Below are 25543 nucleotides of genomic sequence, written 5' to 3' on the forward strand. Positions count from 1 at the left end.
ATATACCATTTATTTGTAATGATGCTCCGGGGACTTGAAGCGCCTCGTGAGAGATCCCACATCAAAAACACGGCAAAAGGTCGCCTAAAGGGACTTTTTGCCGGGTAGTGGCCCATAGGGGCATTCAATATCTGTATCGCTCAAAAGGAGGGTATGGTTATGCGTAGTTTGGATTTTTCACCAATGCTCCGTGCAACTGTCGGGTTCGACCGCATGATGGATCTGATGGACAACGTTTCCCGTTACGAAGAAACGCCGAGCTATCCACCTTACAACATCGAAAAGCGCGGCGAAGATGACTATCGAATCACGATGGCTGTGGCCGGGTTCTCGAATGAGGATCTGAGCATCACGGTTCAAGAGAACGCGCTTGTTGTTGAAGGCAGGAAGGATAAGGACGGCGAAGAGCAGGAAGGAAGCTACCTGCATCGCGGGATTGCCGAGCGTGCTTTCCAGAGGTCCTTCCGTCTGGCGGATCATATCAAGGTTACGGGAGCAAATCTCGAAAACGGCCTGTTGCACATTGATCTCGTCAGAGAAATTCCAGAGGCGATGAAGCCGAGGACCATTCGGATCGAGTCCTCCGATTCAAGCAAGGGCCAGAAAACGATAGAAGGCCAAAGTGAAAACAAGGTTGCCAGCAAAGCAGCCTGATTTTCGACGGTTATAAGACCTAGGCTGAGTGGCCGGACAGGGATATCCTTGTCCGGCCTTTCATTTGCATGGATAGGCCGTATCAATTGCTGCTTTAACACAACCAAAAATTGCCATTCCCATCCTTGTTGTTTGACAAGAAAACATAAAAATTCTCTGTAAAAACAGAGAGATTGCTTCCTGCAAAAAGATCGTGCTAGCGTTTGAACAGCTCACGTTACCTTTCGGGCTGTGAAAGGGATGGAAGCCGTATAACAAGAAAACGGTAGCACGGTCCGAGACGTGCAAGATCCAAAGAATGGGGAGCAATAGAATGACCACGAAAGACAAGAAGCCTGTTCAGAAACCCGAGCCGCAGGGCGTAACGCGTCGTCGTTTCATGGAAACGGCCGGGACCGTTGGCCTGGGTGCGGCAACGCTTTTTGCTACGCCGGGACTGGCCCGGGCGCAATCGGACTCCGGCCCCATCAAGATTGGTGTCATGGGTCCCTTCACGGGAGCTGCCAGCCGTACGGGTGAAGGCATTCAGAATGGCGCCATGATGGCAGTCGAGGATGCCCGGGAAGAAGGACTTCTTCCCCTGAGCATCGATGGCCAGGAACGTGATATCGAGATCGTTTGGGTGGACAGTGAATCCAATCCCGAGCGTGCTGTTCGCGCCGTCCAGAATGCCGTTGACCGTGAGGGTGTGGAGTTCATGGTTTCCGGCTGGCACTCCTCGGTGGCCATGGCCGTGTCCGAGGCGGAGGCCGGCATGGGGATCGTTCATGTCGGGCATGGTGGTGAGTCCCAGTATATCTGTGAAAAGATCAACGAGGACCCGGCCAAGTACACCCATTGGTACAAGGGCTGGGCATCTCCGCCGATCTTTGCAGGCCTCTATGGCGATCCGCTGCAACACTTCATGGATGAGGGGCTGTGGAAACCGGCCAACAAGAAGGCGGCCGTGGTTGTCGAGGACACCGACTATGGTCGTGGCTGGGGTGATGCGCTCGTAAAGTCTCTTGAGCGTATCGGCTTCGATGTCTTGCCCTATGACGTCATTCCGCTGGACGAGACCGAGTTTTCCTCGCTGCTGACGAAATACCGTGCTCAGGGCGTCTCCGTGGTCGGTATGACCGTGACTGGAAATGTCAGTGCTTCCAACTTCGTCAAGCAGTTCCGGGATCAGCAAATTCCCGCACTTCTGATTGGTCACGGCCTGACTTGGTTCAGCGAGTGGCATGAATTGACGGGCGATGCCTCGGATTTTGTAGTGACCATGGATTCACCGCGTGTCATTTCGCCGTATCAACAGGAGTGGGTGGACCGTTATCGCGAGAAGTATGACGAAGAGCCGTCCCTGGCACCTGCAGGACAGCAGGGTTATGACTACATGACCGCTGGTCTCAAGGTGCTTCAGAGTGCCGGTACACTCGACTTCGATGCCTTGGTTGAAAGTGCCCGGGAAATCGACCATCAGGGTGTCTGGCAGCGCATCAACTTTGCCGATGAAGCGGGAGAAAACGCTCTTTGCCCGGGCGAAGTCCAGGTGGGCGGTTTCGAGGAAGGCTTCTTCTTCCCGCTTGTCCAGCTCAAGGACGGTGAGGCCAAGATTCTCTGGCCACTTGAGCATGCCCAGGGTGAATTCGAAGCCCCGCCTTGGCTCTGATTTGCAGAAACGTTGCCGGGACAGGTCTTTCGATCTGTCCCGGCATTCTGCCTTAATTATCTCAATTGATTTCCTTTCACAGCAAGGAAAGCTGCGCGCATGAGTCTGCTCGAAGTTCGCGGGCTTAAGAAGCAATTCGATGGCCTGGTCGTTCTGGACGGCGTCGACGCTGACGTCGAGGAAGGCAAGATTCAGGGGATGATGGGCCCAAACGGGGCCGGGAAGTCGACCCTGTTCAACGTGATCAACGGAATCTATTCGGCGGATGGTGGGACTGTCCGTTTTAAAGGCCGTGATATCACGAACAAGCCGGTACACCGAATTGCCACCATGGGAATTGGGCGCACCTTTCAAGTTGCACGCGTTTTTGACGAGATGACGGTGCTTCAGAATATGCTGGTGCCGACAGTTCCGATGTCGATAACCCGTGCAGATGCCATTCGGCGTGCTGAAGAATTACTGGAAATGGCCACCCTCGACAGGGTGAAGGATAATCCGGCAATTGAGATCTCGGGAGGGCAGAAGAAGCTTCTGGAATTCATGCGCACGATGATGACGGATCCTTCCCTGATCCTTCTGGATGAACCATTCAATGGCATCAATCCTGCCTTGATCGAAGTCCTTATCGGCATTGTCCGCAGGCTGAATGACCAGGGGAAAACGTTCCTTCTGATCAGCCATGAAATGCCGCATGTGAGTGAACTCTGCGACACTGTTGCTGTGCTGGCCGCAGGCGGGAACGTGGCGCGTGGCACCCCGAGTGAGGTGCGCGAGAATCCAACCGTGATCGAAGCCTACCTGGGGCACTAGAAATGAGCCTGGAAGTCTCTGATGTCGTAGCCGGTTACACGCGTGAAGTTCCCATTCTCAACGGTCTCAATCTGACGGCCGAGGATGGTCGCGTAACCGTGATCATCGGCCCAAACGGGGCTGGTAAATCCACACTTTTGAAAACGATATACGGTTACCTGAAGCCAGAGCGCGGTACGGTTACGCATGATGGTGAATCCATCGTGGGGTATTCGCCCAAGGATATGCTGCGCAAGGGAATCGCCTACCTGATCCAGGGCCACAGCATCTTTCCGCGCATGACTGTCGAGGAAAACCTGGAGCTCGGTGGCTGGATCATGGGGTCGGACAGTGAGCGCAAGCAAGCACTGGAGCGTATCTATGATCGCTATCCGCGCCTCAAGGAGAAGCGGCGCCTGTCCGCCGGTATACTCTCCGGCGGTGAACAGAGAATTCTAGAGATTGCCCGTCTGACCATGACCGGCCCACGGACACTGCTTCTGGATGAACCTTCAGTGGGCTTGATGCCGAAGCTGGTAAACGAGGTTTATGAAGAAATTTCAAGGCTGAAGGATGAAAAATATACCATCCTGATTGTCGATCAGAACGTGAAGAAATCGATTTCCATAGCGGACTATGTCTATGCGCTGGCGCTGGGGGAGAATCGGCATGAGGGCGTCAAGGAAGAGTTCGTGGAGCGACTGGATGAGATTGTGAAGGAGTGGATCTGATGGAGCTCAGCCTTTTACTCGATCCCGGCATACTGGCCCAGGTCCTGGCTCAGGGTTTTGTGCGCGGTTCGATGTATGCGCTGATGGCTGCCGGCCTGTCACTCATCTTCGGCATCATGGGCGTGAAGAACTTCTCTCACGGCGAGTTCTTCATGATCGGCGCCTATGTCATGTTCTTCGTGACCGGTGTCATGGGTTTGCCTTGGCCAATGGGGGTTGCTGCCGCCGCAGTGGTCCTCTTCGGGTTCGGGGTGCTCATCGAGCGCACCCTCATTGCGACTTTGCGTAAACGGGCCGGGCGTGACTGGCTGCTGGATGCTTTCGTCCTGACCATCGGAATGCTGGTGGTGATGCAGAATCTGGCGCTTATTCTGTTTGGTACGGAGCGGCGTGGTGTAGGTGGACTTGTTGACGGTACCTTCGTCTATGGACCGATCATCATTACCTATGAGCGCATGATGATCGTTGCCGTCGCTGTAGCGGTCGGCTTGGCGCTCTGGTCCTTCATTCGTTACAGCGACCTTGGCAAGGCGATCCGTGCAACCTCCCAGGATCCGGGAGCCGCCCAGACCCTGGGCATCGATATCCAGCGCATCTATACCTACACCTTCGGTATTGGCGCGGCACTTGCCGGACTGTCCGGTGGTCTGTTGATCTCACTCTTTCCCGCACATCCGACCGTCGGTTTCTATCCGGTCATCAAGTCCATTGCCTGCGTCATATTGGGCGGGCTCGGCAACATATCCGGCGCGATCATTGCGGCAATGTTGCTCGGCGTGGTCGAGGCCTATTCCGCCTTCTTCATGACCGGCGGCTGGCAGAACGTGATGACTGCGGTCCTAGTGATCGTGATCCTGATTGTTCGCCCCAGTGGACTGTTCTCTTCAAGCAAGGTGGAAAGAGCATGACCAACGCGACTGTGATGACAGCTGGCTTGGGTGTCTGGCACAGCCACGGGGCACATATTCTCAAGATCGTGGTACTGCTGGCACTGCTGATCTTCGCACCCACCCTGATCGACAATGATTATCTGACCCGCATCTTCATCTCGGCCGTGATGATGGGGCTGATGGCAGCGATCTTCGATCTCATGATCGGGTATGCAGGTCTGATCAATTTTGGCTATGCCGGATTTCTTGCGATCGGTGCCTATACCTCAGCCCTCGGCTCTTTCCATTACGGTATATCACCTTGGTTGGGTCTTTTGACAGGCGGGCTTATGACCGCTTTCATCGGTTTTCTTGCCGGTGTTATCACGCTGAGGCTTCGGGGTCTCTATGTTGCGCTTATGACCTTCTTCGTAGGCGAGGCGATCCGTTTCACGATCTCCAACACACCGGATTTCACACGTGGGATGCTGGGGCTGTCCGTGCCGCCTTTCCCGGATATACTGGGAATCGATTTCAGCCGTGGTGATCTGCTGAATTACTACTATCTGGTTCTCGTACTGGGCGCCATCATCATGGGATTGATGTGGTGGCTGGTGAAATCGCGTTTCGGCCTGGCTTTCGAGGCGCTGCGAGAAGACCAGCTAGCCAGCCAGAGCATGGGACTAAACACCACCAAGTACAAGCTGTACAACTTCACGATTGCCAGCTTCTTTGCCGGTGTCATGGGGGCATACTATGCCCATTACATAAGCATTCTGTCCCCGACTCCGGAAGAATTCGGCGTTTATCGAACAGTAGAAATCCTGACGATCACCTACGTGGGCGGTCGAGGCACGCTTTGGGGCTCGATCTTTGCGGCCTTCCTGTTGATCGGTTTCCAGGAGTATTTCCGCGGGCTTGGCCCCTGGAGGTTGGTCATCTTCGGCGCGCTTCTGATTTTCGTGATGCTGTTTGCGCGCAAGGGGTTGTCCGGACTGAAGAAGTATTTCTGGTAATGCGTTCACGATGGAGCAGGCTACAAGTCCTGCTCCATCGCGCTACTTGTCTCTCAACGCCTTGCAGCTTCCGATCGAGACTGGCTTGACAGCCTCCGGAACATAAAGGGTGTTTCTCTGCTTACGGAATGGTAACCCTTGAAGGGCAATGATTGGGTGTTCTCTATAGAACTCCCGCTAACAGGGACCTGAAAGGGGCAGTATGCTCTATCGGTTATACGAATTTCAGCAGACGGCGCTTCTGCCGTGGCGACTGGCAGGTGAAGTGACCCGCGAGTTGCTCAGCAATCCCTTCCTGCCGGCATCTTACACGCATGCGGGCAAGTCGATGGTGGCAGGACTGGAAATATTTGATGACGCCGTCCGGCAGCGGCCGCGGCCGGATTGGCGCATCGAGAGCGTTACAGTCGAAGGCCAAAAGCATAGGGTACATCGTGAGTGCATCCTGGACCGTCCATTCTGCCACTTGCAGCGTTTCCGTCGCGAAGACGCTGATGATGGCGAATTGCCAAAGGTCCTGCTGGTCGCGCCCTTATCCGGGCACTATGCCACTTTGTTGAGGGGCACCGTCCAGGCGCTGGTTGCTGATCATGAGGTCTACGTCACCGATTGGCGTGATGCCCGTGAAGTGCCGCTGGATGCAGGTGACTTCGGCTTCGATGACTACCTTGACGAACTGATGGGGTTCATGAGGCACTTGGGCCGTGACAATCACGTGATCGCGGTTTGCCAGCCGGCGCCTTTGGTGCTGGCGGCGGTGGCCGTGATGGCAGCCCAGAACGATCCTGCTCAGCCACGGACCATGACCTTGATGGGCGGTCCCGTCGATACACGGGCAGAGCCCACGCAGGTGACACGCTTTGCAGAATCAAAGTCGCTGTCGTGGTTCGAGCGGACCCTGGTTACCGAAGTACCGTCTTACTATCCCGGGGCAGGGCGTCTGGTTTATCCCGGATTCATGCAGTTGAGTGGTTTCATCTCGATGAATCCCTCCCGCCATTTTGATGCACACCTCCAGATGTTCCGCCACCTGGTCCGCGGAGATGGAGACTCGGCCGCTGCACATCGTGCCTTCTACGACGAGTATCAGGCTGTGATGGACACGCCTGGCCGATACTATCTGGAAACAGTCGATCAAATCTTCCAGCGTCATCTTCTGCCCAAGGGGGAACTGGAATGGCAGGGACAGAAGGTCAATCCGGGGAAGATCCACAAGACAGCGCTTCTAACCGTGGAAGGCGAGCTGGATGATATATCGGCGCCAGGACAAACCCTGGCTGCCCATGACCTCTGCACGTCCCTGCCAGCAGAACAGCAGGAAACCTACATGCAGAAGGGTGTCGGGCACTACGGTATATTCAACGGTCGACGCTGGAGAGAACAGATCAAGCCGCGGATTGCGGATTTCATACGCCGGCATGCATCCGATTGAATTGCTGTCATGGCCGGGTTCGGTCATGCAAAGGGATTTCGGCCCTGGCGATCTTCCACCTCGATGAGCCAGCTGTCAGGGTCACGCTGTAGGGCCCGCTCCAGATAGCTTTCCGCCTCGTCCGAGGAAAGCGGTTCTGATCGTGGCACACTGGCCCAGGACAGTTCGCCCTGAAGGTTACGCTGGCGTGTCAGTACCCAGGCCCGGCCATCAAGCAGGTCGATCTTTATATAGACCTGCCCGTCCATTGCCTCGCCGCGATGGCGCAGCATGGCTGGTGTCCCATCCAGGTTGGCCTGACGTATTCCTGCGCCGACCCAGATATGCGTTGGCATGCGCACGTCGTCGTTCATGGAGCCCGGTTCCATTCCATCATCACATCAGGGTCCTCTTCCTGAGGCAGGTATTGTTGCCGCAGTGACTTGAACTCTTCCAGGGGCAGCAGTTGAAGCAGCGCCCACACAGCCATTGCGCGCACCAATGGAGAGGTATCCTCCAGGTGCTGTGCGGCATGGGGTGTCATATCGCTCCGACCAGAGTTTCCAACGGCGATCAACACGTTGCGCATAAAACGATTGCGCCCGGTGCGCTTGATGGGACTGCCTGAGAAGAATTCACGAAATGACGTATCATCGAGTGATGCAAGGTAGGCCAGCGAGGGACCTTTGAGGTCCTCGCGTGGGCGCAGCTTCTCTTCTTGTGTCTCTTGGGCAAACTTGTTCCACGGGCATATCGCCAGGCAATCGTCGCAGCCGTAGATGCGGTTGCCCATGGGCTTGCGCAGCTCTTCAGGGATGTGTCCCTTGTGCTCGATGGTCAGGTAGGAAATGCATCGCCGTGCGTCGAGTTGAAACGGCGCTGGAAAGGCATTCGTCGGGCAGATGTCCAGACAGGCCCGGCAACTGCCGCAATGCTCTTTTTCAGGCATATCTGACGACAGCTCCAACGTGGTGAACACCTCTCCCAGGAAGAACCAATTGCCGAGATCACGTGAAAGCAGGTTTGTGTGCTTGCCCTGCCATCCGATACCCGCGCTTTCAGCCAGCGGCTTTTCCATGACGGGTGCTGTGTCCACGAACACCTTCACGCCACAGTCCAGAGATTCATGCATCCAGCGCGCCAGCTGTTTCAGGCGTTTTTTCACCAGGTCATGATAGTCACGATGGCGCGCGTACACCGAGATACTGCCTCGCTCCGTCTGCTCCAGTATCTCCAATGGGTCATCTTCCGGGCCATAATTCTGCGCCAGTACGATCACGGAACGCGCCTCAGGCCACAGTGCCTGCGGATGGCGGCGCCTTTCGTAGGTTTCCGGCATCCATCCCATGTCGCCGTGATATCCGGCATCGACGAAAGCCTTCAGACGTTCACCGGCTTCCTGAGGCTGATCCGCGGGTGCGAAACCGACGGCATCGAACCCGATCTCAAGGGCGCGCTTCCGGATCTCCGGCTTGATGTCGTCTGGATTAACCACGGCCACGATAGGCAGCCACCCCTTGGTCGGGCAGCCAAAGTCCTTCCGGGGGTGGTCCGGATTGATAAAAGACATCGATGGGAATGCCGCCACGCGGATACCAATAGCCACCAAGTCTCAGCCAGCGCGGTTCAATGGCTTCCTCGAGCCGTTCGGCAATATCCAGGGTGCAGTCTTCGTGAAAAGCCCCGTGATTGCGGAAAGAGCCGAGAAAGAGTTTCAGCGACTTGCTTTCCACAAGAAACTGCTCTGGCGCGAAATCAATGACCAGATGCGCGAAATCCGGCTGGCCTGTAACGGGGCAGAGCGAGGTGAACTCTGGGCAGGTAAAGCGGACCAGGTAGAGCTTGTTCGGATGTGGATTGGGAATGGGGTCGAGCACCGCTTCATCCGGGGAGGTGGGAAGGCGGCTGTCGTCGCCCAGCTGTGTCAGCCTCAACTCTCTGGTATCGCTCATGAGCTGGCCTCGATCGGTGGAATATCTCCCAGCGCCTGTTCCTGCCGAAAATTATCGACGAAGCACTTCAATGCGCCCGCTTCGATGGCACGCCGCAACCCTGCCATCAGTGTTTGATAGTAATGCAGATTGTGCAGTGTCAAAAGGATAGGGCCCAGCATTTCCTGTGCACGGAAGAGGTGGTGGATATAGGCACGGCTGTAGCTCCCACAGGCGGGGCAGGGACAGGATTCGTCCAGTGGTCGCGGGTCCTCCTGATGACGTGCGTTGCGCAGGTTCAGTGTCCCGCGTGGTGTATAGCCGCGAGCTGTTCGTCCGGCGCGCGTTGGGATCACGCAATCGAACATGTCGATTCCGCGCTGGACCGCCTTCACGATATCATCAGGCGTGCCCACGCCCATGAGATAGCGGGGGCTGTCTGTGGGCAGGAAGGGCAGAGTGAAGTCGAGAACCTGCAGCATGGTTTCCTGGCCTTCGCCAACTGCCAGCCCCCCAATGGCATAGCCGTCAAATCCGATTTCGGTCAGTTCTTGCACCGACTGGCGGCGCAAGTCTTCATAGACGCTGCCCTGGACGATACCGAAAAGGCCATAACCGGGCCTTGGTTGAAAAGCCGTCTTGCTGCGGGCCGCCCAACGCATGGAGCGCTGCATGGAGCTTTCTGCATCCTCGTGGCTGGCCGGGAAGGGGGTGCACTCATCAAAGGCCATGGTGATATCGGCATCCAGGTCATGCTGGATCTCCATGGACCGCTCGGGGGTCAGGAGGTGTTTGCTGCCATCCAGATGGGAGCGGAAGGTAACGCCCTCTTCGTTCATGTCCCGCAATTCTGACAGGCTCATGACCTGGAAGCCGCCGGAATCCGTCAGGATCGGGCCCGGCCAGTTCATGAAGCGATGCAGGCCGCCAAGTCGCTCAACCCGTTCGGCCCCGGGGCGCAACATCAAATGGTAGGTGTTGCCCAGCAAGATCTGGGCGCCGCTGGCAGCCACCTGTTCAGGCAAGAGGCCCTTTACGCTGCCGGCGGTGCCGACAGGCATGAAGGCGGGCGTGTCGATCTGGCCGTGAGCCGTCTCGACCCTGCCACGCCGTGCGGAGTGGTTCGTCGCCAGCAGCGTGAAACCGGTTCCATTATCTGTCGTCATGTCCGCTCCAGCAGGGAAGAGTCGCCATAGGAGAAGAAACGATAGCCCTTCTCGATCGCGTGGGCATAGGCCGCCTTCATGCGCTCCGTTCCAACAAAGGCGCAGACCAGCATGAATAGCGTCGATTTTGGCAGGTGGAAATTGGTGATCAGGGCATCCACACAGCGGAAGCGATAGCCAGGATAGATGAAGATCCCCGTTTCCCCGTCAAAGGGGGAGAGAGTCCCATCCTCTGCGGTTGCTGTTTCAAGCAGGCGCAGCGCCGTCGTACCGACGGCAACCACGCGACGCCCTTGGTTGCGGGCTTTAATGACCTGGTCGGCGGTCTGTTGGGACAGCCGGCCGTATTCCAGATGCATGCGATGCTCCTCGACAGTCTCGACCTTGACCGGCAGGAAGGTGCCGGCCCCCACATGCAGGGTCACCCAGGCCATTTCGATTCCGCGGGCCTTGATGCGCTCCAGCAGCGCGTCAGTGAAATGCAGGCCTGCCGTAGGGGCGGCCACCGCTCCTGGCTCACGCGCGTACGCCGTCTGGTAGTCCTGGTGGTCGCGCGCATCCGAGCCTTCGGGGCGCTGTATATAGGGGGGCAGAGGCATATGTCCCAGGCTTTCCAACGCAGCCAGAAACGCGGGTCCCGAAAGGGAGAAGGAAAGTTCGATCTCTCCTTCCTCCAACTTGCGAAGGATGCGGGCAGACAAAGCGTCCCCGAACAGGATTTCCTGACCTTCGCGCAGACGCTTGCCCGGGCGTGCAAAGGCGCGCCAGTTTCCGGTATCCGTCTGCCTGTGAAGCGTGACCTCGACCCGAACCTGATCGCGTTTCCCGTATAGTCTTGCCGGGATCACCCGGGTGTCATTGAACACCAGCAGATCATCTGAGCGCAGAAGATCCGGCAGATCGCGAACATGATGATCCTTGATCTTCGCACCGACATGCAGCAGGCGGGCGCTCTCGCGCGGTTCTGCTGGACGCTGTGCAATCAACTCGCGTGGCAGGTCGAAGTCAAAATCGCTAAGCTGCATGGAGTGCGCCGAGTCATTTCTGGTTAAGGTGAAGAGTGTGGTGGTTTGTTCAGGCTGTATGACACTGCTCTAGCACTCTGCCTCCTGAAGGCAAAGCCCCGGCAATGGCCGGGCAATGCAGACTGTGGGAGCGTGTATGGTCGATAACTATCCCTATTTGGATGCTCCGCGCCCACTTGCCTTTGCTCACCGTGGAGGGTCTTTGGAAGGCGAGGAGAATACTCTTGCCGCCTTTGGGCACGCGGTGGCGTTGGGATATCGCTACATTGAGACGGATGTCCAGGTCTCATCCGATGGTGTTGCAGTGGTTTTTCATGATGACACGCTGGAGCGCACCACGAATGGACGGGGTGCTGTCTCCAGTCACAGTTGGCGCGCGTTACAGAAGCTGCAAACCCGGCAGGGAGAGCCATTGTGCCGTGTAGAAGAAGCGCTTGAGGCTTTCCCCGACTGTCGCTTCAATATCGATCCGAAATGCGATGCCGTGGTCGCGCCGCTGGCCAAGGCCATTGTCGACTCCGGGGCTGAACAAAGGGTCTGCATCGCTTCGTTCGAAGAGCGTCGTGTCCATGATCTGCGCAAGCACATAGGTTCGGGAGTCTGCTGGGCACCGGGGAAGAAGGGGGTTGCCAGGCTTTGGCTTGCGGCGCATGGGATTGGAGTTCCGACAGCCTTTCCCACCGTCCAGGTTCCGCCGCGTTACAAGGGGATTCCGCTGATCACCCACAGGTTTGTACGCACGGCCCGGAAACGCGGTGTGCAGATCCATGTCTGGACAGTGAACGAACGCGATGAGATGGAGGCTCTGCTGGATCTGGGTGTTGACGGTATCATGACGGACCGGCCAAGCCTGCTGAAGCAGCTCCTGATCAGCCGCAATCAATGGAATGGAGAATGAGAGAATGCCCGTCTGGATGGTTATTGGCGGCGTGAGTGCCTTGCTGACGGTCCTGATCGGCGCCTTTGCAGCTCACGGGCTGGAGGCACGACTGGACGAGAAAGCACTGGGCTGGATCGATACGGCCATTCGTTATCAAATGTTCCATGCCCTTGCGCTGATTGCCCTGGGCATACTTGGCCGCGATCAAAGCCGCACCCTGGATATCACGGTTGCGGGCTATGCCTTCACCTTGGGAACGCTTCTTTTCTGTGGCCTTCTGTATGCCATGGCACTGGGCGCGCCGCGCGTTCTGGGGGCGGTGGTTCCGATAGGCGGGCTTGCTTTCCTGGTGGGGTGGGGCTTTTTCATCCGCCATGCCTGGCGGGCGATGGGATGAAATTCAGGCGGACCAGGGCTGAAAGTGCTTGCTGAGCGTCAGTGCCTGCGCGTGATAGGATGAGCCTATGCTCGCGCCATAAAGTGTCTCCGGCCGCTCTGCCAGCTTTTCATAGACGAGACGGCCGACAGCCTGGCCGTCCTCCAGGACGAAAGGCACTTCATGAGAGCGGACTTCCAAAACAGCGCGCGTGCCGCCGCTGCGTTCCTTCTGCCATCCGAAACCCGGGTCGAAGAAACCGGCGTAATGGACTCGAAACTCGCCGATCTGGGTGTCATAGGGGACCATCTCCGCCGCATAGTCGGGGGGAATGCGCACACTCTCCCTTGAGGCCAGGATATAGAACTCGTTGGGATCCAGGATCAACTGATTGCGCGCGCTAACGTGAAGCGGGTCCCAGAACTCTCGCGGGTCATAGGCCCCGATTCGGGACAGGTCCACGACGGATGTGTGGCGTTTTGCCCTGTAGCCTATCAGTTGGCTTCCTGCGTTGCCCTTCAGGTCCACCGTGAAGACAAGGCCCTTGCGAATTTCCGCGGTCCCGGGTTGTGCGCCATTCTCGCCAACGATGCCGGCTTCTTCGTGCAGGCGCTGCAAGTCGCCGTCATCCATATCCGGTTGGCCATGCCTGAGACGCAACTGGTTCAGCCGCACGCCAGGGCGTACCAGCACGCTGAACGCGTTGGGGGCGATCTCAGCGTAGAGAGGGCCACTATAACCGTCGGGTACCTGGTCGAACTGCTCTGTATTGTCGGCAATCAGGCGGGTGAAGACATTCAGCCTGCCGGTTGACGACTTGGGGTTCGCCAAGCCTGAAATGCCTTCTGGCAGGTCGAGCTTTTCCTGCAACGGAACGATGTAGACGCAGCCAACCTCGAGTACGGCGCCATTGCTCAGATCGATCTCGTGCATCGAGAGCTCCTCGATGCGCTCACGGACTGTCTTGTCACGCCCCGGGAGAAAGCTGGCGCGAACACGGTAGGCCGTACGACCAAGTTGCAGATCAAGGCTGGCAGGCTGGATTTGGGGCTTGATATTTCCCGTCTCGGATTTGATGGCATCCTTCCGGACCAGTTCCGCTATGGCCTGATCGGGCAGGATGCCCCCTCCCTTTTCCGGGGCAGATTGCAGCTTTGTCGTGGCCACCAGGCGGTCCTCCCTTGTAAACTGTCTGTTCGTAGCAGTGAGATCATTACTGGGCAACGCCCGGCACGCCATGATCACGCCCTTATTCAAAATGATACCCAGCTTCAGGACAGCATTTCTATGAGCACATTCCTGTATACCCATGAAGCTTGCCTGCGCCACGATACGGGGCGCGCTCATCCGGAAAACCCAGACCGCTTGCGTGCCGTCCTGCAGGCACTGGAAGGGGATGAATTTCAAGCTCTTGAACGGCGTGAGGCGCCACGGGCCACTCGGGAGCAGATTGCCCGGGTTCATCCTGAAGCTTACATCGACCGTGTCATGAGTGCGATTCCCGAGAAGGGACTGTCTTCCCTGGATGGAGATACCGTGCTTTCTCCGGATTCGGGAGAGGCTGCACTGAGAGGAGCGGGCGCGGCTTGCGCTGCCGTGGATGCGGTCATGTCCGGTGAGGCACGGAATGCCTTCTGCGCCGTGCGGCCACCAGGCCATCATGCCGAACCAAGTCAGGCCATGGGTTTCTGCCTGTTCAGCAATGCAGCGATTGCCGCCCAGCATGCCAGGGCGATGCACAAGGTGCATCGCATTGCTGTCGTGGATTTCGATGTTCATCACGGGAACGGGACACAGGCCGCTTTCTGGGATGATCCGGATCTGCTGTTGATCTCGACCCACCAGATGCCTCTCTACCCTGGGACAGGTGCCGCGTCGGAACGAGGCGCAGCCAGCAACATCCTGAATATACCCCTGCCTACCGGTTCGGGTTCCCAGGAGTTTCGCGAAGCCTTTTCAAGCATTGTCCTGCCGCGCCTGTCGGCCTTTGCGCCCGATTTCGTCTTCATCTCGGCGGGGTTCGATGCCCACGAAGCCGACCCGCTGGCCGGTCTGAAGCTGCACGAGGATGATTTCGCCTGGGCGACGGAGGAAATACTCGAGGCGGCACAACATGGCTGTGGCGGTCGGGTTGTCTCGCTGTTGGAGGGCGGGTACGACTTGCAGGCGTTGGGGCGGTCTGCGGCTGCGCATGTCCGCGCCTTGATGCAGTCCTGAGATCAACGGGAAGACAGATGGCATGAGTGAACAGACGAGCGAAAAGGACATCTCGGAGATGAACTTCGAGGAGGCCCTGGAGGAACTGAAGCAGATCGTAACGCGCCTGGAAAAGGGAGAAGGGCGCTTGGACGAAGCGATAGACGCCTATGAGCGTGGCGCCAAGCTCAAGGCACATTGCGAACTGAAGCTGCGCGAGGCTCAGGCCAAGATCGAAAAGATTGGTATGGGGCCGGACGGTACGCCTCAGACCGAGCCGCTGGATCAGAACTGAGCTCCGTGGTTACGGAGCGAGAGTCGATGCAGGAGCGGCTGGCGCGGGCCGCTGAGCGTGTCGAGGCGGAACTCGACCGCCTGTTGCCCGTCCCTAGGGATGAACGAGCTCCGCTGGGCGAGGCCATGCGCTATGCCGTGCTGGGCGGGGGTAAGCGACTGAGGCCCTTCCTGCTGATTGAAAGCGGCTGCCTTTTCGATGTACCGGAAGCCAGATCACTACGGGCTGCGGCGGCGCTGGAGATGGTACATGGATACAGCCTGGTGCATGACGACCTGCCCGCAATGGACGACAGTGAATTGCGCCGAGGGCGCCTGACGGTCCATCGGGCCTTCGACGAGGCGACTGCAATCCTGGCCGGAGACGGTCTTTTGACGGAAGCCTTCGGTGTGCTTGCTGATCCCGCCACTCATCCTGATGCCTCTGTGCGCTTGAAACTTGTTCAGGAATTGAGCGCGGCAGCAGGCATGAAAGGAATGGCAGGAGGGCAGGCGCTGGACTTGGCAGCAGAGAAGGCCCGGCAGCGTCTGAGCCTCGACGAAATCATTGCCCTGCAAGCCCGCAAGACCGGGGCGCTGATCATCTATGCCTGTACGGCAGGGGCTGATATGGGCCAGGCGGGCAAACAGGAACGTGCGGCGCTTGCCGGATATGGCGAGAGGTTGGGCTTGGCCTTCCAGATTGCGGACGATCTTCTCGACCACACAGGCAGCCAGACGGAAACAGGCAAGCCGGTAGGCCGTGATGCGGGGCGCGGCAAGGCGACTTTCGTCGACCTGCTGGGGGCAGAGGGAGCCCGGGAAAAGGCGGCCGAGCTTCTCGATCAAGCCCGGGAAAGCCTTGATCTTTTCGGAGCAAAAGCCGATTTTCTGCGGGCTGTAACCGTTTTTGTACTCGAACGAAAAGCGTGAAGGCTTCAGAAGCCCTGGGGTTCTGCCCATATATAGAGGTTGGCCCTGAATTGCGCTGCAAGGAGTTACGATGAGTAAGACGCCGCTGCTGGACAAGGTATCCTCACCGAGCGATTTGCGTCTGCTCGATGAATCGGACCTTCATACCCTGGCGGACGAGCTGCGCGCCGAGACCATCGACGCGGTTTCCAATACCGGCGGGCATCTGGGGGCCGGACTTGGTGTGGTCGAGTTGACCCTGGCGTTGCACTATATTTTCGAGACTCCGGACGACAAGCTGATCTGGGATGTCGGGCATCAGTGCTACCCGCACAAGATACTCACCGGTCGTCGTGACCGCATCCGCACATTGCGTCAGGAAGGTGGGCTCTCCGGCTTCACCAGCCGCAAGGAGAGTCCTTATGATCCCTTTGGTGCAGCACATTCCTCGACATCCATTTCGGCCGGTCTTGGTTATGCCGTGGCGCGTGACCTGAAGCACGACGATTACCGCGTCGTCTGCGTCATCGGCGATGGTGCCATGTCGGCAGGCATGGCCTATGAGGCAATGAATAATGCCGGCGCCAAGAACTCTCGCCTGATCGTGATACTCAACGACAACGACATGTCGATCGCGCCGCCCGTGGGTGCCATGAGCGCGCATCTGTCCAAGCTGCTTTCATCGCAGTCCTATCAATCCGTACGGAATTTCGGGAAGAATCTCTCCCAGCGCTTCCCCGGGCCATTCCAGAAAGCGGCTCAGCGCGCCGAGGAATATGCCCGTGGATTCCTGACCGGGGGCACGCTGTTCGAGGAACTGGGATTCTACTACGTCGGACCGGTGGACGGGCACAACCTCGACCACCTTTTGCCTGTCCTCAAGAATGTCCGTGATGCTGAGCATGACGGACCGATCCTGGTGCATGCCGTGACCCAGAAGGGCAAGGGCTATGCGCCTGCCGAAGAGGCCGAGGACAAGTACCACGGCGTGGCCAAGTTCGATGTGGTGACCGGCAAACAGGCCAAGGGAGAGCCCAAGGCGCCCTCCTATACCTCGGTCTATGCCAAGGCGCTCATAAGCGAAGCAGAGCGGGACGAGTCGGTTGTCGCCATTACGGCTGCCATGCCTTCAGGCACCGGACTGGATAAGTTTGGTGAGCGCTTCCCGGAGCGTACTTTCGACGTCGGTATCGCTGAACAGCATGGCGTGACCTTCTGTGCAGGTCTGGCGGCCGCCGGCATGAAGCCCTTTGCGACCATCTATTCGACCTTCCTTCAGCGTGCCTATGACCAGGTGGTGCATGACGTGGCGATTCAGTCGCTTCCCGTCCGCTTCGCGATTGATCGCGCCGGGCTGGTGGGCGCCGATGGTGCGACTCACCAAGGCTCCTACGACATCACCTATCTGGGCTGCCTGCCCGGGTTCGTGCTGATGGCAGCTGCTGATGAGGCTGAACTGATGCATATGGTGGCAACTCAGGCGCAAATCGATGACCGGCCCTCGGCCCTGCGCTATCCAAGAGGCGAGGGGCTGGGCGTAGAGATGCCCGACCAGGGCACGCCTCTGGAAATTGGAAAGGGACGTGTGCTTCGAGAAGGCACGAAGGTGGCCATACTTTCTTATGGCGGCCGTTTGGGAGAAGCCTTGAAAGCTGCCGATGAGCTGGCGGCACGGGGCTTGTCAGTGACGGTTGCCGACGCCCGCTTTGCCAAACCTCTCGACCAGTCCCTGATACGTCGCCTTTCTTCCGAACACGAAGTGCTTCTGACCCTCGAAGAGGGTGCGATTGGCGGTTTTGGCAGTCATGTCCTGCAATGGTTGGCAGGGGAAGGCTTGCTGGAAACCGGGGCCAAGGTGCGCCCGCTTTGTCTGCCGGATCGTTTCATTGACCATGGGAAACCGGAAAAGCAGTACCAGGAAATCGGATTGGCAGCGGACGGCATCGTGGCCTCGGCCTTGCGGGCCATGGGCTACAATGATGCCGATACACGTCCCGCTACGGCATGAAGCGCTTCCGTCTGCCCGGTGCGGTCAGACTGCTGGGAAGGGGATACCGTAGGCATTACCGGCTGACGGACTGGAAAACCGAACTCAAGGCAATGCTCAAGCTGGCATTGCCCCTGGTTGCCCTACAGCTTGGCCAGGTCGCAATCGAAACCACCGATGTCGTGATGATGGGTTGGCTGGGGCAAGACTCCCTGGCCGCGGGCGCATTGGGTGTTCATGTCTTCATGTTCTTCTGGCTGTTCACCCTGGGTGTGCTGTCTGCTGTCGCGCCCATGATTTCCCAGGCTATCGGCGCCCTTGATGAAGTCGGTGCACGCCGGACTGTACGTCAGGGTCTTTGGGCTGCGGTTGTGGTCTCTCTGCCCTCGATGATCCTGCTCTGGTACAGCGAGGACCTGTTGCTGTTGATTGGGCAGGCACCGCAGGTTGCGGCTGAGGCCCAGACTTACCTGCGCGCTGCGCTCTGGGCCTTTCCGGCCAGCATGGGCTTCGTGGTCCTGCGCTATTTCATCTCGGCACTTTCCCGTCCTCGGGCTGCCATGGTGGCCATGCTTTCCTGTGTCCTGCTGAACATCGCGCTCAACGCTTTGTTGATGTTCGGGATGCTTGGCTTTCCGCGCCTGGAGCTGTTGGGGGCCGGTATCAGCACCGCTCTGGTCCACACAGCGATGTTCCTGGGGCTGTTGCTCTATGTCCTTCGGGACCCGCAGTTTAGCAAGTACGAACTTCTGATCCGTTTCTGGAGGCCCGATTGGCAACGCTTCCGGCAATTGCTTGCACTGGGCCTGCCAATCGGCATGGTCCTGATGAGTGAAGCCGGCCTGTTTGCTGTATCCTCACTCATGATGGGGTGGCTTGGTACGACAGCCTTGGCCGCACATGCCGTGGCGATGCAGTGTGCAACCGTAACCTTCATGATGCCGTTGGGTGTCAGCCAGGCGGCAACCGTACGGATAGGGCTTGCCGCGGGCGCTGGCAGTGCGGAAGGGGTGCGCCAATCCGGCTGGATCGCGCTGGCATTGGGATTCGCGTTCATGTCTTTGTCGGCATTGATGTTCCTGACCCTTCCAGAGGTGCTCATCGGGGCGTTCCTTGACCCTGACAATCCGGAAAATGCGGAAGCCTTCGCGCTGGGTATCTCGTTCCTGGCCGTGGCCGCCCTTTTCCAGTTGGCCGATGCCGGACAGGTGGTGGGCGGCGGCATGTTGCGCGGACTGAGCGATACGCGCGTCCCCATGATCTATGCCGCTTTCGGGTATTGGGGCATTGGCATTGGAAGTGCCTGGCTGCTGGCCTTTCCTCTGGGATATGGGGGAGAGGGCATCTGGATCGGACTCGCCTTGGGCCTGACGACCGTGGCCATACTGGCCATCTGGCGATTCAGCCGGCGTACCGAGCTGGGCTTGCTTGAAAAGGCGGTTTACAGGGGATGACCAGGTATCGAGCCGATCGGATGATGGTGCACAAAGGCCTTGTTCCCAGCCGGGAGCAGGCACAAGCCCTGATAGAGGCTGGTCATGTGGTGGCGGACGGCAAGCAGGTGAAGAAGGCCAGCCAGAAGCTGCCGGAGGATTCAGTGCTGCAGCTGGAGGGCATTGGGACGATGCGTGTTTCTCGCGCGGGGGAGAAACTCGATCATTCCTTGGAGCACTTCGAACTGGAGGTGAGTGGGGCTGTGTGCCTTGATATTGGTGCTTCTACCGGCGGCTTCACCGAAGTTCTGCTGCGCAAGGGAGCCAACCGGGTCTATGCCGTGGACGTCGGCCATGATCAGCTTGCCGAAACGCTCAGGCAGGATTCACGTGTGGTTTCCCTTGAAGGAACGAATGCGCGCCACCTGACCAGGCTTGAAATCCCAGAGGACATTGACGTTCTGGTTTGTGATGCAAGTTTCATCTCGTTGACCAAGGTGCTGGAAAAGGCTGTTTATTTCGTGAAGCCGGATGGCGTGATGGTCACGCTTGTAAAGCCGCAGTTCGAAGTCGGTCGTGGCCGAGTGGGTCGGGGCGGTCTTGTTCGCGAGCCGGAACTTCATGAAGAGGTCAGCCGTACGGCGATTGCCTGGCTGGAATCACTCCCGGGTTGGCGTTGCCTAGGCCTGACAGACAGTCCCATAACCGGCACGCAAGGCAATCGTGAATTCCTCATGGCTGGCTGTCGGGATCTCTGAACAGGCTGCGGGTCCAAGCTATTGTCGTGTGAGGGTGCTGTCCTGCAGAAGTCCGCTTCGCGGATCATGAAAAAGCTGCTCGATCCGTTCCATGAAGGGGGCCAGGCGCTCGCCAAGTATTAGGATCCGTTCAAGCCGTGCCAAGGCTTCCGGACTTTCAATTCCACCGGAAAGGGAACGGCGGACCCAGTCCTGCAACTCCTTGTCCGGATCCGGGTAGGGTGTCAGCCGTATCGGCTTATCTGAGGGCAGGTCGGCGACTTCGCTTGCTGCTTCGATTGCCTGGCGCAGGCCCCCCAGTTCATCGACAAGACCAACGCGCAAGGCATCTGCACCACTCCAGATACGGCCACCCGCTGCGGCCTCGATTTCGTCTTCTGTCAGACCGCGCGCCTGGGCAACCTTTCCTGTGAAGTCATCGTAGACGCGGTCCAGACTGTCCTGGAACCACTGCCATTGTTCTTCATCGAAATCACTGTTCATGCTCCAGATATCGGCGTTTCGTCCCGCCTGTGCACCGTCCCAGTTGACGCCCAGGCGGTCCCATAGCCCGGAAAGCACCAACTTGCCGCCGGCCACACCGATGGAACCTGTGATACTGCCGGGCAGGGCCAGGATCCGGTCGGCTGGTGCAGCAATGAAGTAACCGCCACTGGCTGCCACGGAAGCCATGGAGACAATGACGGGAAGGCCATTCTGCTGAGCCTTGATGACTTCACGCCAGATCGTGTCCGAGGCGACATAGGAGCCTCCCGGACTTTCGACCCGCAGGATGATAGCTTTCACCTCTTCGCTGGCTGCCGCGTTCGCAATGGCATCACTGATGCGATCTGCGCCTGTACCAGCTGCAGAGAGGGCACCGCCCTCCGCTTTGCCAAGTGAGATCGATCCGTTCACGTAGATCAGCGCGATGCTAGAGCTGTCATCCTTTGGAGTGCTCTCAAGCTGGCTGTGATAGTCGGCAAGCGGTACGAGGTCGGAGGCATGCTCGTTCGCCGCTTCACTTGTGCTTCCATTTGACGGGAGACGCTCCAACAGTTCATCCCAGTAACCCAAATGATCCACCAGGCCGGCTTCCAGTGCATCGCGGGCGGAATAGGGGCCCTGGTTCATGAGCTGCCTGGCGCGCCCTTCGCTTATGCCGCGTCCTTCGGCGATGGCGGCGGCGACCTGTGAAAACCAGGAATCGAGGAGGTCCTGGAGATTGCTGCGGACAGCAGGGGACATGTCTTCGCGTACCATAGCATCGGCCAGACCCTTGTATTCTTCACGCTGGTCGAAGCGTACGCGAATGTCCCAGTCGTCCAGGAGTTGAGCAAAGAAGGGTGTTTCCAACTGAAAGCCGAGCAGATCCAGGCTGCCGGATGGCTGCAGCCAGATTTCGTCCAGCCCCGTGGCCAGGCTGTAGTGCAGGGTGCCATTGCCGGCTTCACCGAAGCTTTCTGCAAAGCCGATGGCGAACTTGCCGCTTTCCTGGAAATCGGAAACCAGGCTGCGAAGTTCCTGTGATTCTGCCGCACTCAGCTCACCATAGCCGAGTCTGACGACCAGTCCTTTCACGGCTGGATCATCGGCCGCTGCCTCAAGGCTGTCCATGACATCAATCAGGCTTGGAGAACGACCCAGACCGGAGAGGAGCAGGTTTGGGCCGGAGGGACCATATGTCATGCCACCAGCCGTATCGAGCATGAGCACCATTTGGCTCGGCAGTTCTTCCTGGCTGGTCCAGTCTTCAAAGTGACCCTGGAACTGCGTGAAGAGATAGGCAAGACCACCTACAAGCAGTAATGCCAGTACCCCGACGCTTGCCAGGAAGCCGACCAGGCATTTGAGCAGGAAGACGATAAGGCGCATGCAACCGGGCTCCCGGGTGGTTGTTGCAATTCACTGCGACGGTCGTCATACAGCGCTTCAGGATAGTCTTAAACGCCCTCTGGGCAGAAGGAAAGGTCACACGGACAATGGGCAGAAGCGCACGAAAAGGGGGTGGCCGTCAGGCTGTTGTTCAGGTCGAGACAATTGGCGGCCGCGGGGATGGGGTTGCCACTCTGGAAGGGAGGCCTGTCTTCATTCCGGCCACTTTGCCGGGGGATCGTCTTCGCGTGCGCTTGACCGCGGAGAAGGCCGGTGGCTGGCGCGGGGAGCCATTGGAGATGCTGGAAGAAGGCCCTGGGCATGCTGAGCCTCGTTGCCAACACTTTGGTCCATGTGGCGGATGTCAGTTGCAGCATCTTGAGGACAAAGACTATCGAACCTGGAAGGCCGGCCAGCTGTCACGGGCCCTCGAGCGTGCCGGTGTCCAGGCCGAGGCCATTTCAGAACTTCAACAGGTGCGGCCCTATAGCCGGCGTCGGGCCGTGCTGGCTGTGCGACGCTCGGGCGAAGGCGTGGAATTGGGATTTCGGGAACGCTTCAGCCACAGAATTGTGGCTTTGAAGGAATGCCATGTCCTTTCTCCTGATTTGTTCAATTTATGCCGCAAGTTGAAGCAGTATCTTCAACCTTTTCTTCAGCAGAAAGGACTGAGCGATCTCTTCGTGACAGAGATGGAGAACGGATATGACGTCCTGATCTCGGGGGGCGATACTCCTGACCTGCAGGCGCGTGAAATCTTCGCGAATCCGGATGTCTTGCCAGAGATCAAGCGTTTCTCCTGGTCTCCAGCAATGACAGAGCCATCGGAACCAGTCGTTCAAAGGGCAGCGCCGGAAGTCCGCTTTGGCGAGATATCCGTTTCCCCCCCACCCGGGGCCTTTCTCCAGCCAACGGCTGATGGTGAGGCCATGTTATGCAAGGCCGTACTGCATGGTTTGCCCGAGAATAAAGGTTCAATCCTGGATCTCTTCGCGGGCTGTGGAACCTTTACGTTTCCGCTTTCCAGCTATGGGACTGTTCGTGCCGTCGAGGGTGACTTGGCTGCAGCCACAGCTTTACAGAATGCGGCAAACCGAGTCGGTCTGGCAGGGCGCGTTACCGCAGAGCATCGTGACCTCTTTCGACAACCTTTCCGCCCAGATGAATTGAAGGGGTTCGATGCCGTCGTCTTCGATCCGCCGCGAAGTGGCGCCAGGGAGCAGGCAGCATATCTGGCGGCCAGCCAGGTGCCGACAGTGATTGGTGTTTCCTGCAATCCTGCGACCTTCGCCAGAGACGCAGCTCTTCTGAGCGAGGGTGGCTACAGACTGGTGTCTGCTGTTCCGGTCGATCAGTTTCTCTGGTCTGCTCACCTGGAGGTGGTCGGCGTCTTCGTGCGCGCTTGACCCTGCCAACTGCAAAGGCATAAATGCAGGAATGTTCGGACTTCCTTCTCTTTCCAAACTTCTGGTCCTGGCCGCGGTCGTCCTGGTTGTCTGGTATGGCTTCAAGATCGTGAATCGGCTGGACAATGCGCGAAAGTCCGAAGCCAAGCTGCGGGCCTATGAACGGCAGAAGGAAGAAGAAAGCCGCAAAGCGAGAGGGGAAGTCGAGGAAATGAAGGCCTGCACCAATTGCGGAGCCTACGTTCCGGCAAGCAATCCAGCTAATTGCGGACGTTCCGACTGCCCCTACTGACTTGACCTCTCGCAGATATTCTGGAAACGCGCCCTGTTATTGCGCCAACACCTGAGCTGCATTCCGTGTATCGTTGACTGAACAGGCAACCTGTTTCGATGCCTGTCTGATCGAAGAGATGTTCTCCGAGAAGTTGGCAATCGTTCGTGAGATGTCTGTAATGTTCTCGGAAACGGTTCCCGTCACGGCGCTTTGCTGTTCCAGGGCAGAAGTGATTTCAACCGCACTCTCCTTGGTGTTCTGTACGGATTGCTGAATTACCTCCAGTGCTTTGGCCGAATCTTCGGAGATTTCCTGAATCGAATTTACCTGCGCCGATACCTGCTCTGTCGCCCGTGCAGCCTGACCCGCCAGAGCCTTCACTTCACTGGCGACAACGGCGAAGCCCTTGCCGGCTTCGCCAGCCCGTGCGGCCTCGATGGCCGCGTTCAGGGCAAGAAGGTTGATCTGGGCTGCAATCTCCTGAATCGTTTCTATGATGGTTCCCATAGAGGCGGCCGAGTCAGCCATGCGTCGAGTCGAATCATTGGCTGCCTGGGTTTGTGCAAACATCTGTTCAGCAGAATCGCGCGTACCAGCCATGTTCCCCGATATGTGACGAACGGTACTGGCAAGCTCTTCGGCACTTGCGGCGACTTCACGCGCAATGGTCGAGGCGTCGGTGACCATGCTGACGGCATCCTCGGCTCTGGTGTCGAGGCCGTCGATGCTCTGATCTATCTCGGAAAAATTCGTGTCAATTATCGACTTGAGTTTCAGCAGAATGTTGACCTGCCCGGTCACATCGCTGGCGAACTTCACCACTTTGATTGGCTGTCCCTCATGATCCAGTACCGGATTGTAACTGGCTTCGATCCAGACGGAATTCCCATTCTTTCCCAGTCGCTTGAATTGGTCGGCCTGGAATTCGCCCCTTCCAAGAGTTTCCCAGAAAGCCTTGTATTCTGCAGTTTCCCTTTCTGAGGGCTCTACGAAAAGGCTGTGATGGCGCCCCTGAATTTCTTCCAGGCGATAGCCCATGAGCTTCAGGAAATTCTCGTTCGCCGTCAGGATATATCCTTTGGGATCGAATTCGATAACCGCCTGAGAACGGCTGACGGCATCGAAAACACCCTGAAGCATGAGACGCTCGTTGATGCGTTCGGTTACATCGGTAGCCAACTTTACAATCTTTGTGGTTCTGCCTTTTCGGTCCTGGACTGAACTGTAGGTCGCTTCCATCCAGATTTGACGCCCCATCTTGTCAATCCGCAAGTAGGTAGCCTGCTGGGGCTCGCCATTCCGCAAGGTTTGCCAGAATGTTCTGTGGCTTTGACTGTTACGCTGAGTGTCAGGAACAAAGATGCCGTGATGCTTTCCCGTGAGTTCCTTCAGACTGTAACCGGATAGTCTCAGGAAATTTTCATTGGCATCGATAATGTACCCCTCTGGGGTGAATTCGATGCGCGCCATCGCATGGTCGAGCGAGGCCAAAACCTGATCCGTATCGTTTCCTTTGCCCGCAGAGATAATACTCTTCAAAGACATCATTGATCCCATTCCTTGGTGTTATTGATTACCTATCGCAAGGTTGTCGTTATGTAAGCGGTCCGAGTGCCCCATAGGGTTTTCCGTTGACGGGTGCATGTGTTCTTGATTGTCCTTCTGCTGATTGCAGGGGAAAGGGCATGAGCACAGACAGCGCGGCATTACGCGCAAAGCTATCGAAACTGGAGGCTTTGTTCGCGGCGGCCGGTACGGCTGGCGAGCGTGCGGCCGCCGGGGCGGCAATGGAGCGGGTGCAGGCCCGCCTCGATGCGACGCCGGAGCCGGAGGTGGAACTGAAGTTCTCCTTTCCCGACAGCTGGACGGTGCGCCTGTTCGTGGCGATCTGCCGCAAGCACGGGCTGCGCCCCTATCGTTACCGCCGACAGCGTCATACCACCGTGATGGT

Annotated in this window: 26 protein-coding genes; 18 read left to right on the forward strand and 8 right to left on the reverse strand. The window is 57.9% G+C overall.

Features of this window, described 5'->3' with window-relative positions; translation table 11 throughout:
* The first annotated feature begins 153 nt into the window (after positions 1–153).
* The 7 genes from G502_RS0116025 to G502_RS0116055 all read left to right on the forward strand — a co-directional run bounded on the left by G502_RS0116025 (position 154) and on the right by G502_RS0116055 (position 7142).
* Complete coding sequence (locus tag G502_RS0116025; protein WP_322098926.1) at positions 154–654, forward strand: Hsp20 family protein; 501 nt, start codon at positions 154–156, stop codon at positions 652–654.
* A gap of 313 nt (positions 655–967) precedes the next feature.
* The gene (locus G502_RS0116030; protein ID WP_022729699.1) at positions 968–2305 is read left to right on the forward strand and encodes an ABC transporter substrate-binding protein; all 1338 of its coding nucleotides are present in this window, start codon (positions 968–970) and stop codon (positions 2303–2305) included.
* 99 nt (positions 2306–2404) lie between these two features.
* Positions 2405–3115 (forward strand): ABC transporter ATP-binding protein, encoded by a 711-nt coding sequence (locus tag G502_RS0116035; RefSeq protein WP_022729700.1) that lies wholly within the window; start codon positions 2405–2407, stop codon positions 3113–3115.
* Positions 3116–3117: 2 nt separating this feature from the next.
* Complete coding sequence (locus G502_RS0116040) at positions 3118–3825, forward strand: ABC transporter ATP-binding protein (RefSeq protein ID WP_022729701.1); 708 nt, start codon at positions 3118–3120, stop codon at positions 3823–3825.
* Complete coding sequence (locus G502_RS0116045; protein ID WP_022729702.1) at positions 3825–4733, forward strand: branched-chain amino acid ABC transporter permease; 909 nt, start codon at positions 3825–3827, stop codon at positions 4731–4733. The genes G502_RS0116040 and G502_RS0116045 overlap by 1 nt, the downstream gene beginning before the upstream one ends.
* On the forward strand, positions 4730–5710 hold the full coding sequence (locus G502_RS0116050; RefSeq protein WP_022729703.1) for a branched-chain amino acid ABC transporter permease: 981 nt from the start codon (positions 4730–4732) through the stop codon (positions 5708–5710). Before G502_RS0116045 ends, G502_RS0116050 begins: the two co-directional genes overlap by 4 nt.
* 202 nt (positions 5711–5912) lie before the next feature.
* Complete coding sequence (locus tag G502_RS0116055; RefSeq protein ID WP_022729704.1) at positions 5913–7142, forward strand: polyhydroxyalkanoate depolymerase; 1230 nt, start codon at positions 5913–5915, stop codon at positions 7140–7142.
* A 23-nt stretch (positions 7143–7165) separates the two neighbouring features.
* Here the strand turns inward: G502_RS0116055 and G502_RS0116060 are convergent, their stop codons facing one another.
* From G502_RS0116060 to queA, 5 genes are read right to left on the reverse strand one after another with little or no spacing between them, the layout of a single operon-like run.
* Positions 7166–7495, reverse strand: coding sequence for a DUF1491 family protein (locus G502_RS0116060; protein ID WP_026989586.1), 330 nt, complete (start codon positions 7493–7495; stop codon positions 7166–7168).
* Positions 7492–8727, reverse strand: a complete 1236-nt coding sequence (gene queG, locus G502_RS0116065) for a tRNA epoxyqueuosine(34) reductase QueG (protein ID WP_245560782.1) — start codon at positions 8725–8727, stop codon at positions 7492–7494. The genes G502_RS0116060 and queG overlap by 4 nt, the downstream gene beginning before the upstream one ends.
* Complete coding sequence (gene queF / locus G502_RS0116070; protein ID WP_022729707.1) at positions 8609–9073, reverse strand: preQ(1) synthase; 465 nt, start codon at positions 9071–9073, stop codon at positions 8609–8611. The genes queG and queF overlap by 119 nt, the downstream gene beginning before the upstream one ends.
* Positions 9070–10218 carry a tRNA guanosine(34) transglycosylase Tgt gene (gene tgt / locus G502_RS0116075; protein ID WP_022729708.1) on the reverse strand — a complete coding sequence of 383 codons (1149 nt, stop codon included), beginning with the start codon at positions 10216–10218 and terminating at the stop codon, positions 9070–9072. The genes queF and tgt overlap by 4 nt, the downstream gene beginning before the upstream one ends.
* Positions 10215–11243 (reverse strand): tRNA preQ1(34) S-adenosylmethionine ribosyltransferase-isomerase QueA, encoded by a 1029-nt coding sequence (gene queA, locus G502_RS0116080; RefSeq protein ID WP_022729709.1) that lies wholly within the window; start codon positions 11241–11243, stop codon positions 10215–10217. Before queA ends, tgt begins: the two co-directional genes overlap by 4 nt.
* A gap of 136 nt (positions 11244–11379) precedes the next feature.
* On the opposite strand from queA, the gene G502_RS0116085 reads away from it, so the two are divergent.
* Complete coding sequence (locus G502_RS0116085) at positions 11380–12141, forward strand: glycerophosphodiester phosphodiesterase family protein (RefSeq protein WP_022729710.1); 762 nt, start codon at positions 11380–11382, stop codon at positions 12139–12141.
* A 4-nt stretch (positions 12142–12145) separates the two neighbouring features.
* A complete protein-coding gene (locus G502_RS0116090) occupies positions 12146–12520 on the forward strand; it encodes a DUF423 domain-containing protein (RefSeq protein WP_022729711.1) in 375 nt (124 codons plus the stop codon).
* A 3-nt stretch (positions 12521–12523) separates the two neighbouring features.
* Here G502_RS0116090 and G502_RS0116095 read toward each other — a convergent pair whose 3' ends face one another.
* Positions 12524–13666: a 2'-deoxycytidine 5'-triphosphate deaminase gene (locus G502_RS0116095; RefSeq protein ID WP_022729712.1), complete on the reverse strand. Its 1143-nt coding sequence runs from the start codon at positions 13664–13666 to the stop codon at positions 12524–12526.
* Between the two features lie 120 nt (positions 13667–13786).
* Here G502_RS0116095 and G502_RS0116100 point away from each other — a divergent pair, with 120 nt between their 5' ends.
* From G502_RS0116100 to G502_RS0116125, 6 genes are all read left to right on the forward strand, one after another.
* Complete coding sequence (locus G502_RS0116100) at positions 13787–14716, forward strand: histone deacetylase family protein (protein ID WP_022729713.1); 930 nt, start codon at positions 13787–13789, stop codon at positions 14714–14716.
* A 22-nt stretch (positions 14717–14738) separates the two neighbouring features.
* Complete coding sequence (locus tag G502_RS0116105) at positions 14739–14990, forward strand: exodeoxyribonuclease VII small subunit (RefSeq protein WP_022729714.1); 252 nt, start codon at positions 14739–14741, stop codon at positions 14988–14990.
* A 26-nt stretch (positions 14991–15016) separates the two neighbouring features.
* On the forward strand, positions 15017–15901 hold the full coding sequence (locus G502_RS0116110; RefSeq protein WP_022729715.1) for a polyprenyl synthetase family protein: 885 nt from the start codon (positions 15017–15019) through the stop codon (positions 15899–15901).
* Positions 15902–15971: 70 nt separating this feature from the next.
* Positions 15972–17888: a 1-deoxy-D-xylulose-5-phosphate synthase gene (dxs, locus tag G502_RS20785; RefSeq protein ID WP_022729716.1), complete on the forward strand. Its 1917-nt coding sequence runs from the start codon at positions 15972–15974 to the stop codon at positions 17886–17888.
* Positions 17885–19321 carry an MATE family efflux transporter gene (locus tag G502_RS0116120; RefSeq protein WP_022729717.1) on the forward strand — a complete coding sequence of 479 codons (1437 nt, stop codon included), beginning with the start codon at positions 17885–17887 and terminating at the stop codon, positions 19319–19321. The genes dxs and G502_RS0116120 overlap by 4 nt, the downstream gene beginning before the upstream one ends.
* Positions 19318–20058 carry a TlyA family RNA methyltransferase gene (locus G502_RS0116125; RefSeq protein WP_026989591.1) on the forward strand — a complete coding sequence of 247 codons (741 nt, stop codon included), beginning with the start codon at positions 19318–19320 and terminating at the stop codon, positions 20056–20058. Before G502_RS0116120 ends, G502_RS0116125 begins: the two co-directional genes overlap by 4 nt.
* An 18-nt stretch (positions 20059–20076) precedes the next feature.
* On the opposite strand, the gene sppA is transcribed toward G502_RS0116125, so the two are convergent.
* On the reverse strand, positions 20077–21912 hold the full coding sequence (gene sppA / locus G502_RS20790) for a signal peptide peptidase SppA (protein WP_022729719.1): 1836 nt from the start codon (positions 21910–21912) through the stop codon (positions 20077–20079).
* Positions 21913–22280: 368 nt separating this feature from the next.
* Here sppA and G502_RS0116135 point away from each other — a divergent pair, with 368 nt between their 5' ends.
* Both G502_RS0116135 and G502_RS20795 read left to right on the forward strand, forming a co-directional pair.
* The gene (locus G502_RS0116135; protein WP_162141000.1) at positions 22281–23318 is read left to right on the forward strand and encodes a class I SAM-dependent RNA methyltransferase; all 1038 of its coding nucleotides are present in this window, start codon (positions 22281–22283) and stop codon (positions 23316–23318) included.
* A 31-nt stretch (positions 23319–23349) separates the two neighbouring features.
* Positions 23350–23610 carry a hypothetical protein gene (locus G502_RS20795; RefSeq protein WP_022729721.1) on the forward strand — a complete coding sequence of 87 codons (261 nt, stop codon included), beginning with the start codon at positions 23350–23352 and terminating at the stop codon, positions 23608–23610.
* 36 nt (positions 23611–23646) lie between these two features.
* Here the strand turns inward: G502_RS20795 and G502_RS0116145 are convergent, their stop codons facing one another.
* Positions 23647–25140 carry a methyl-accepting chemotaxis protein gene (locus G502_RS0116145; RefSeq protein WP_022729722.1) on the reverse strand — a complete coding sequence of 498 codons (1494 nt, stop codon included), beginning with the start codon at positions 25138–25140 and terminating at the stop codon, positions 23647–23649.
* A 137-nt stretch (positions 25141–25277) separates the two neighbouring features.
* Here G502_RS0116145 and G502_RS0116150 point away from each other — a divergent pair.
* A partial coding sequence (locus G502_RS0116150) for a hypothetical protein (protein ID WP_022729723.1) occupies positions 25278–25543 on the forward strand: 266 nt, incomplete at its 3' end.

It is taken from the genome of Fodinicurvata sediminis DSM 21159 (genome assembly GCF_000420625.1).
Classification (GTDB): Bacteria; Pseudomonadota; Alphaproteobacteria; order Kiloniellales; family DSM-21159; genus Fodinicurvata; species Fodinicurvata sediminis.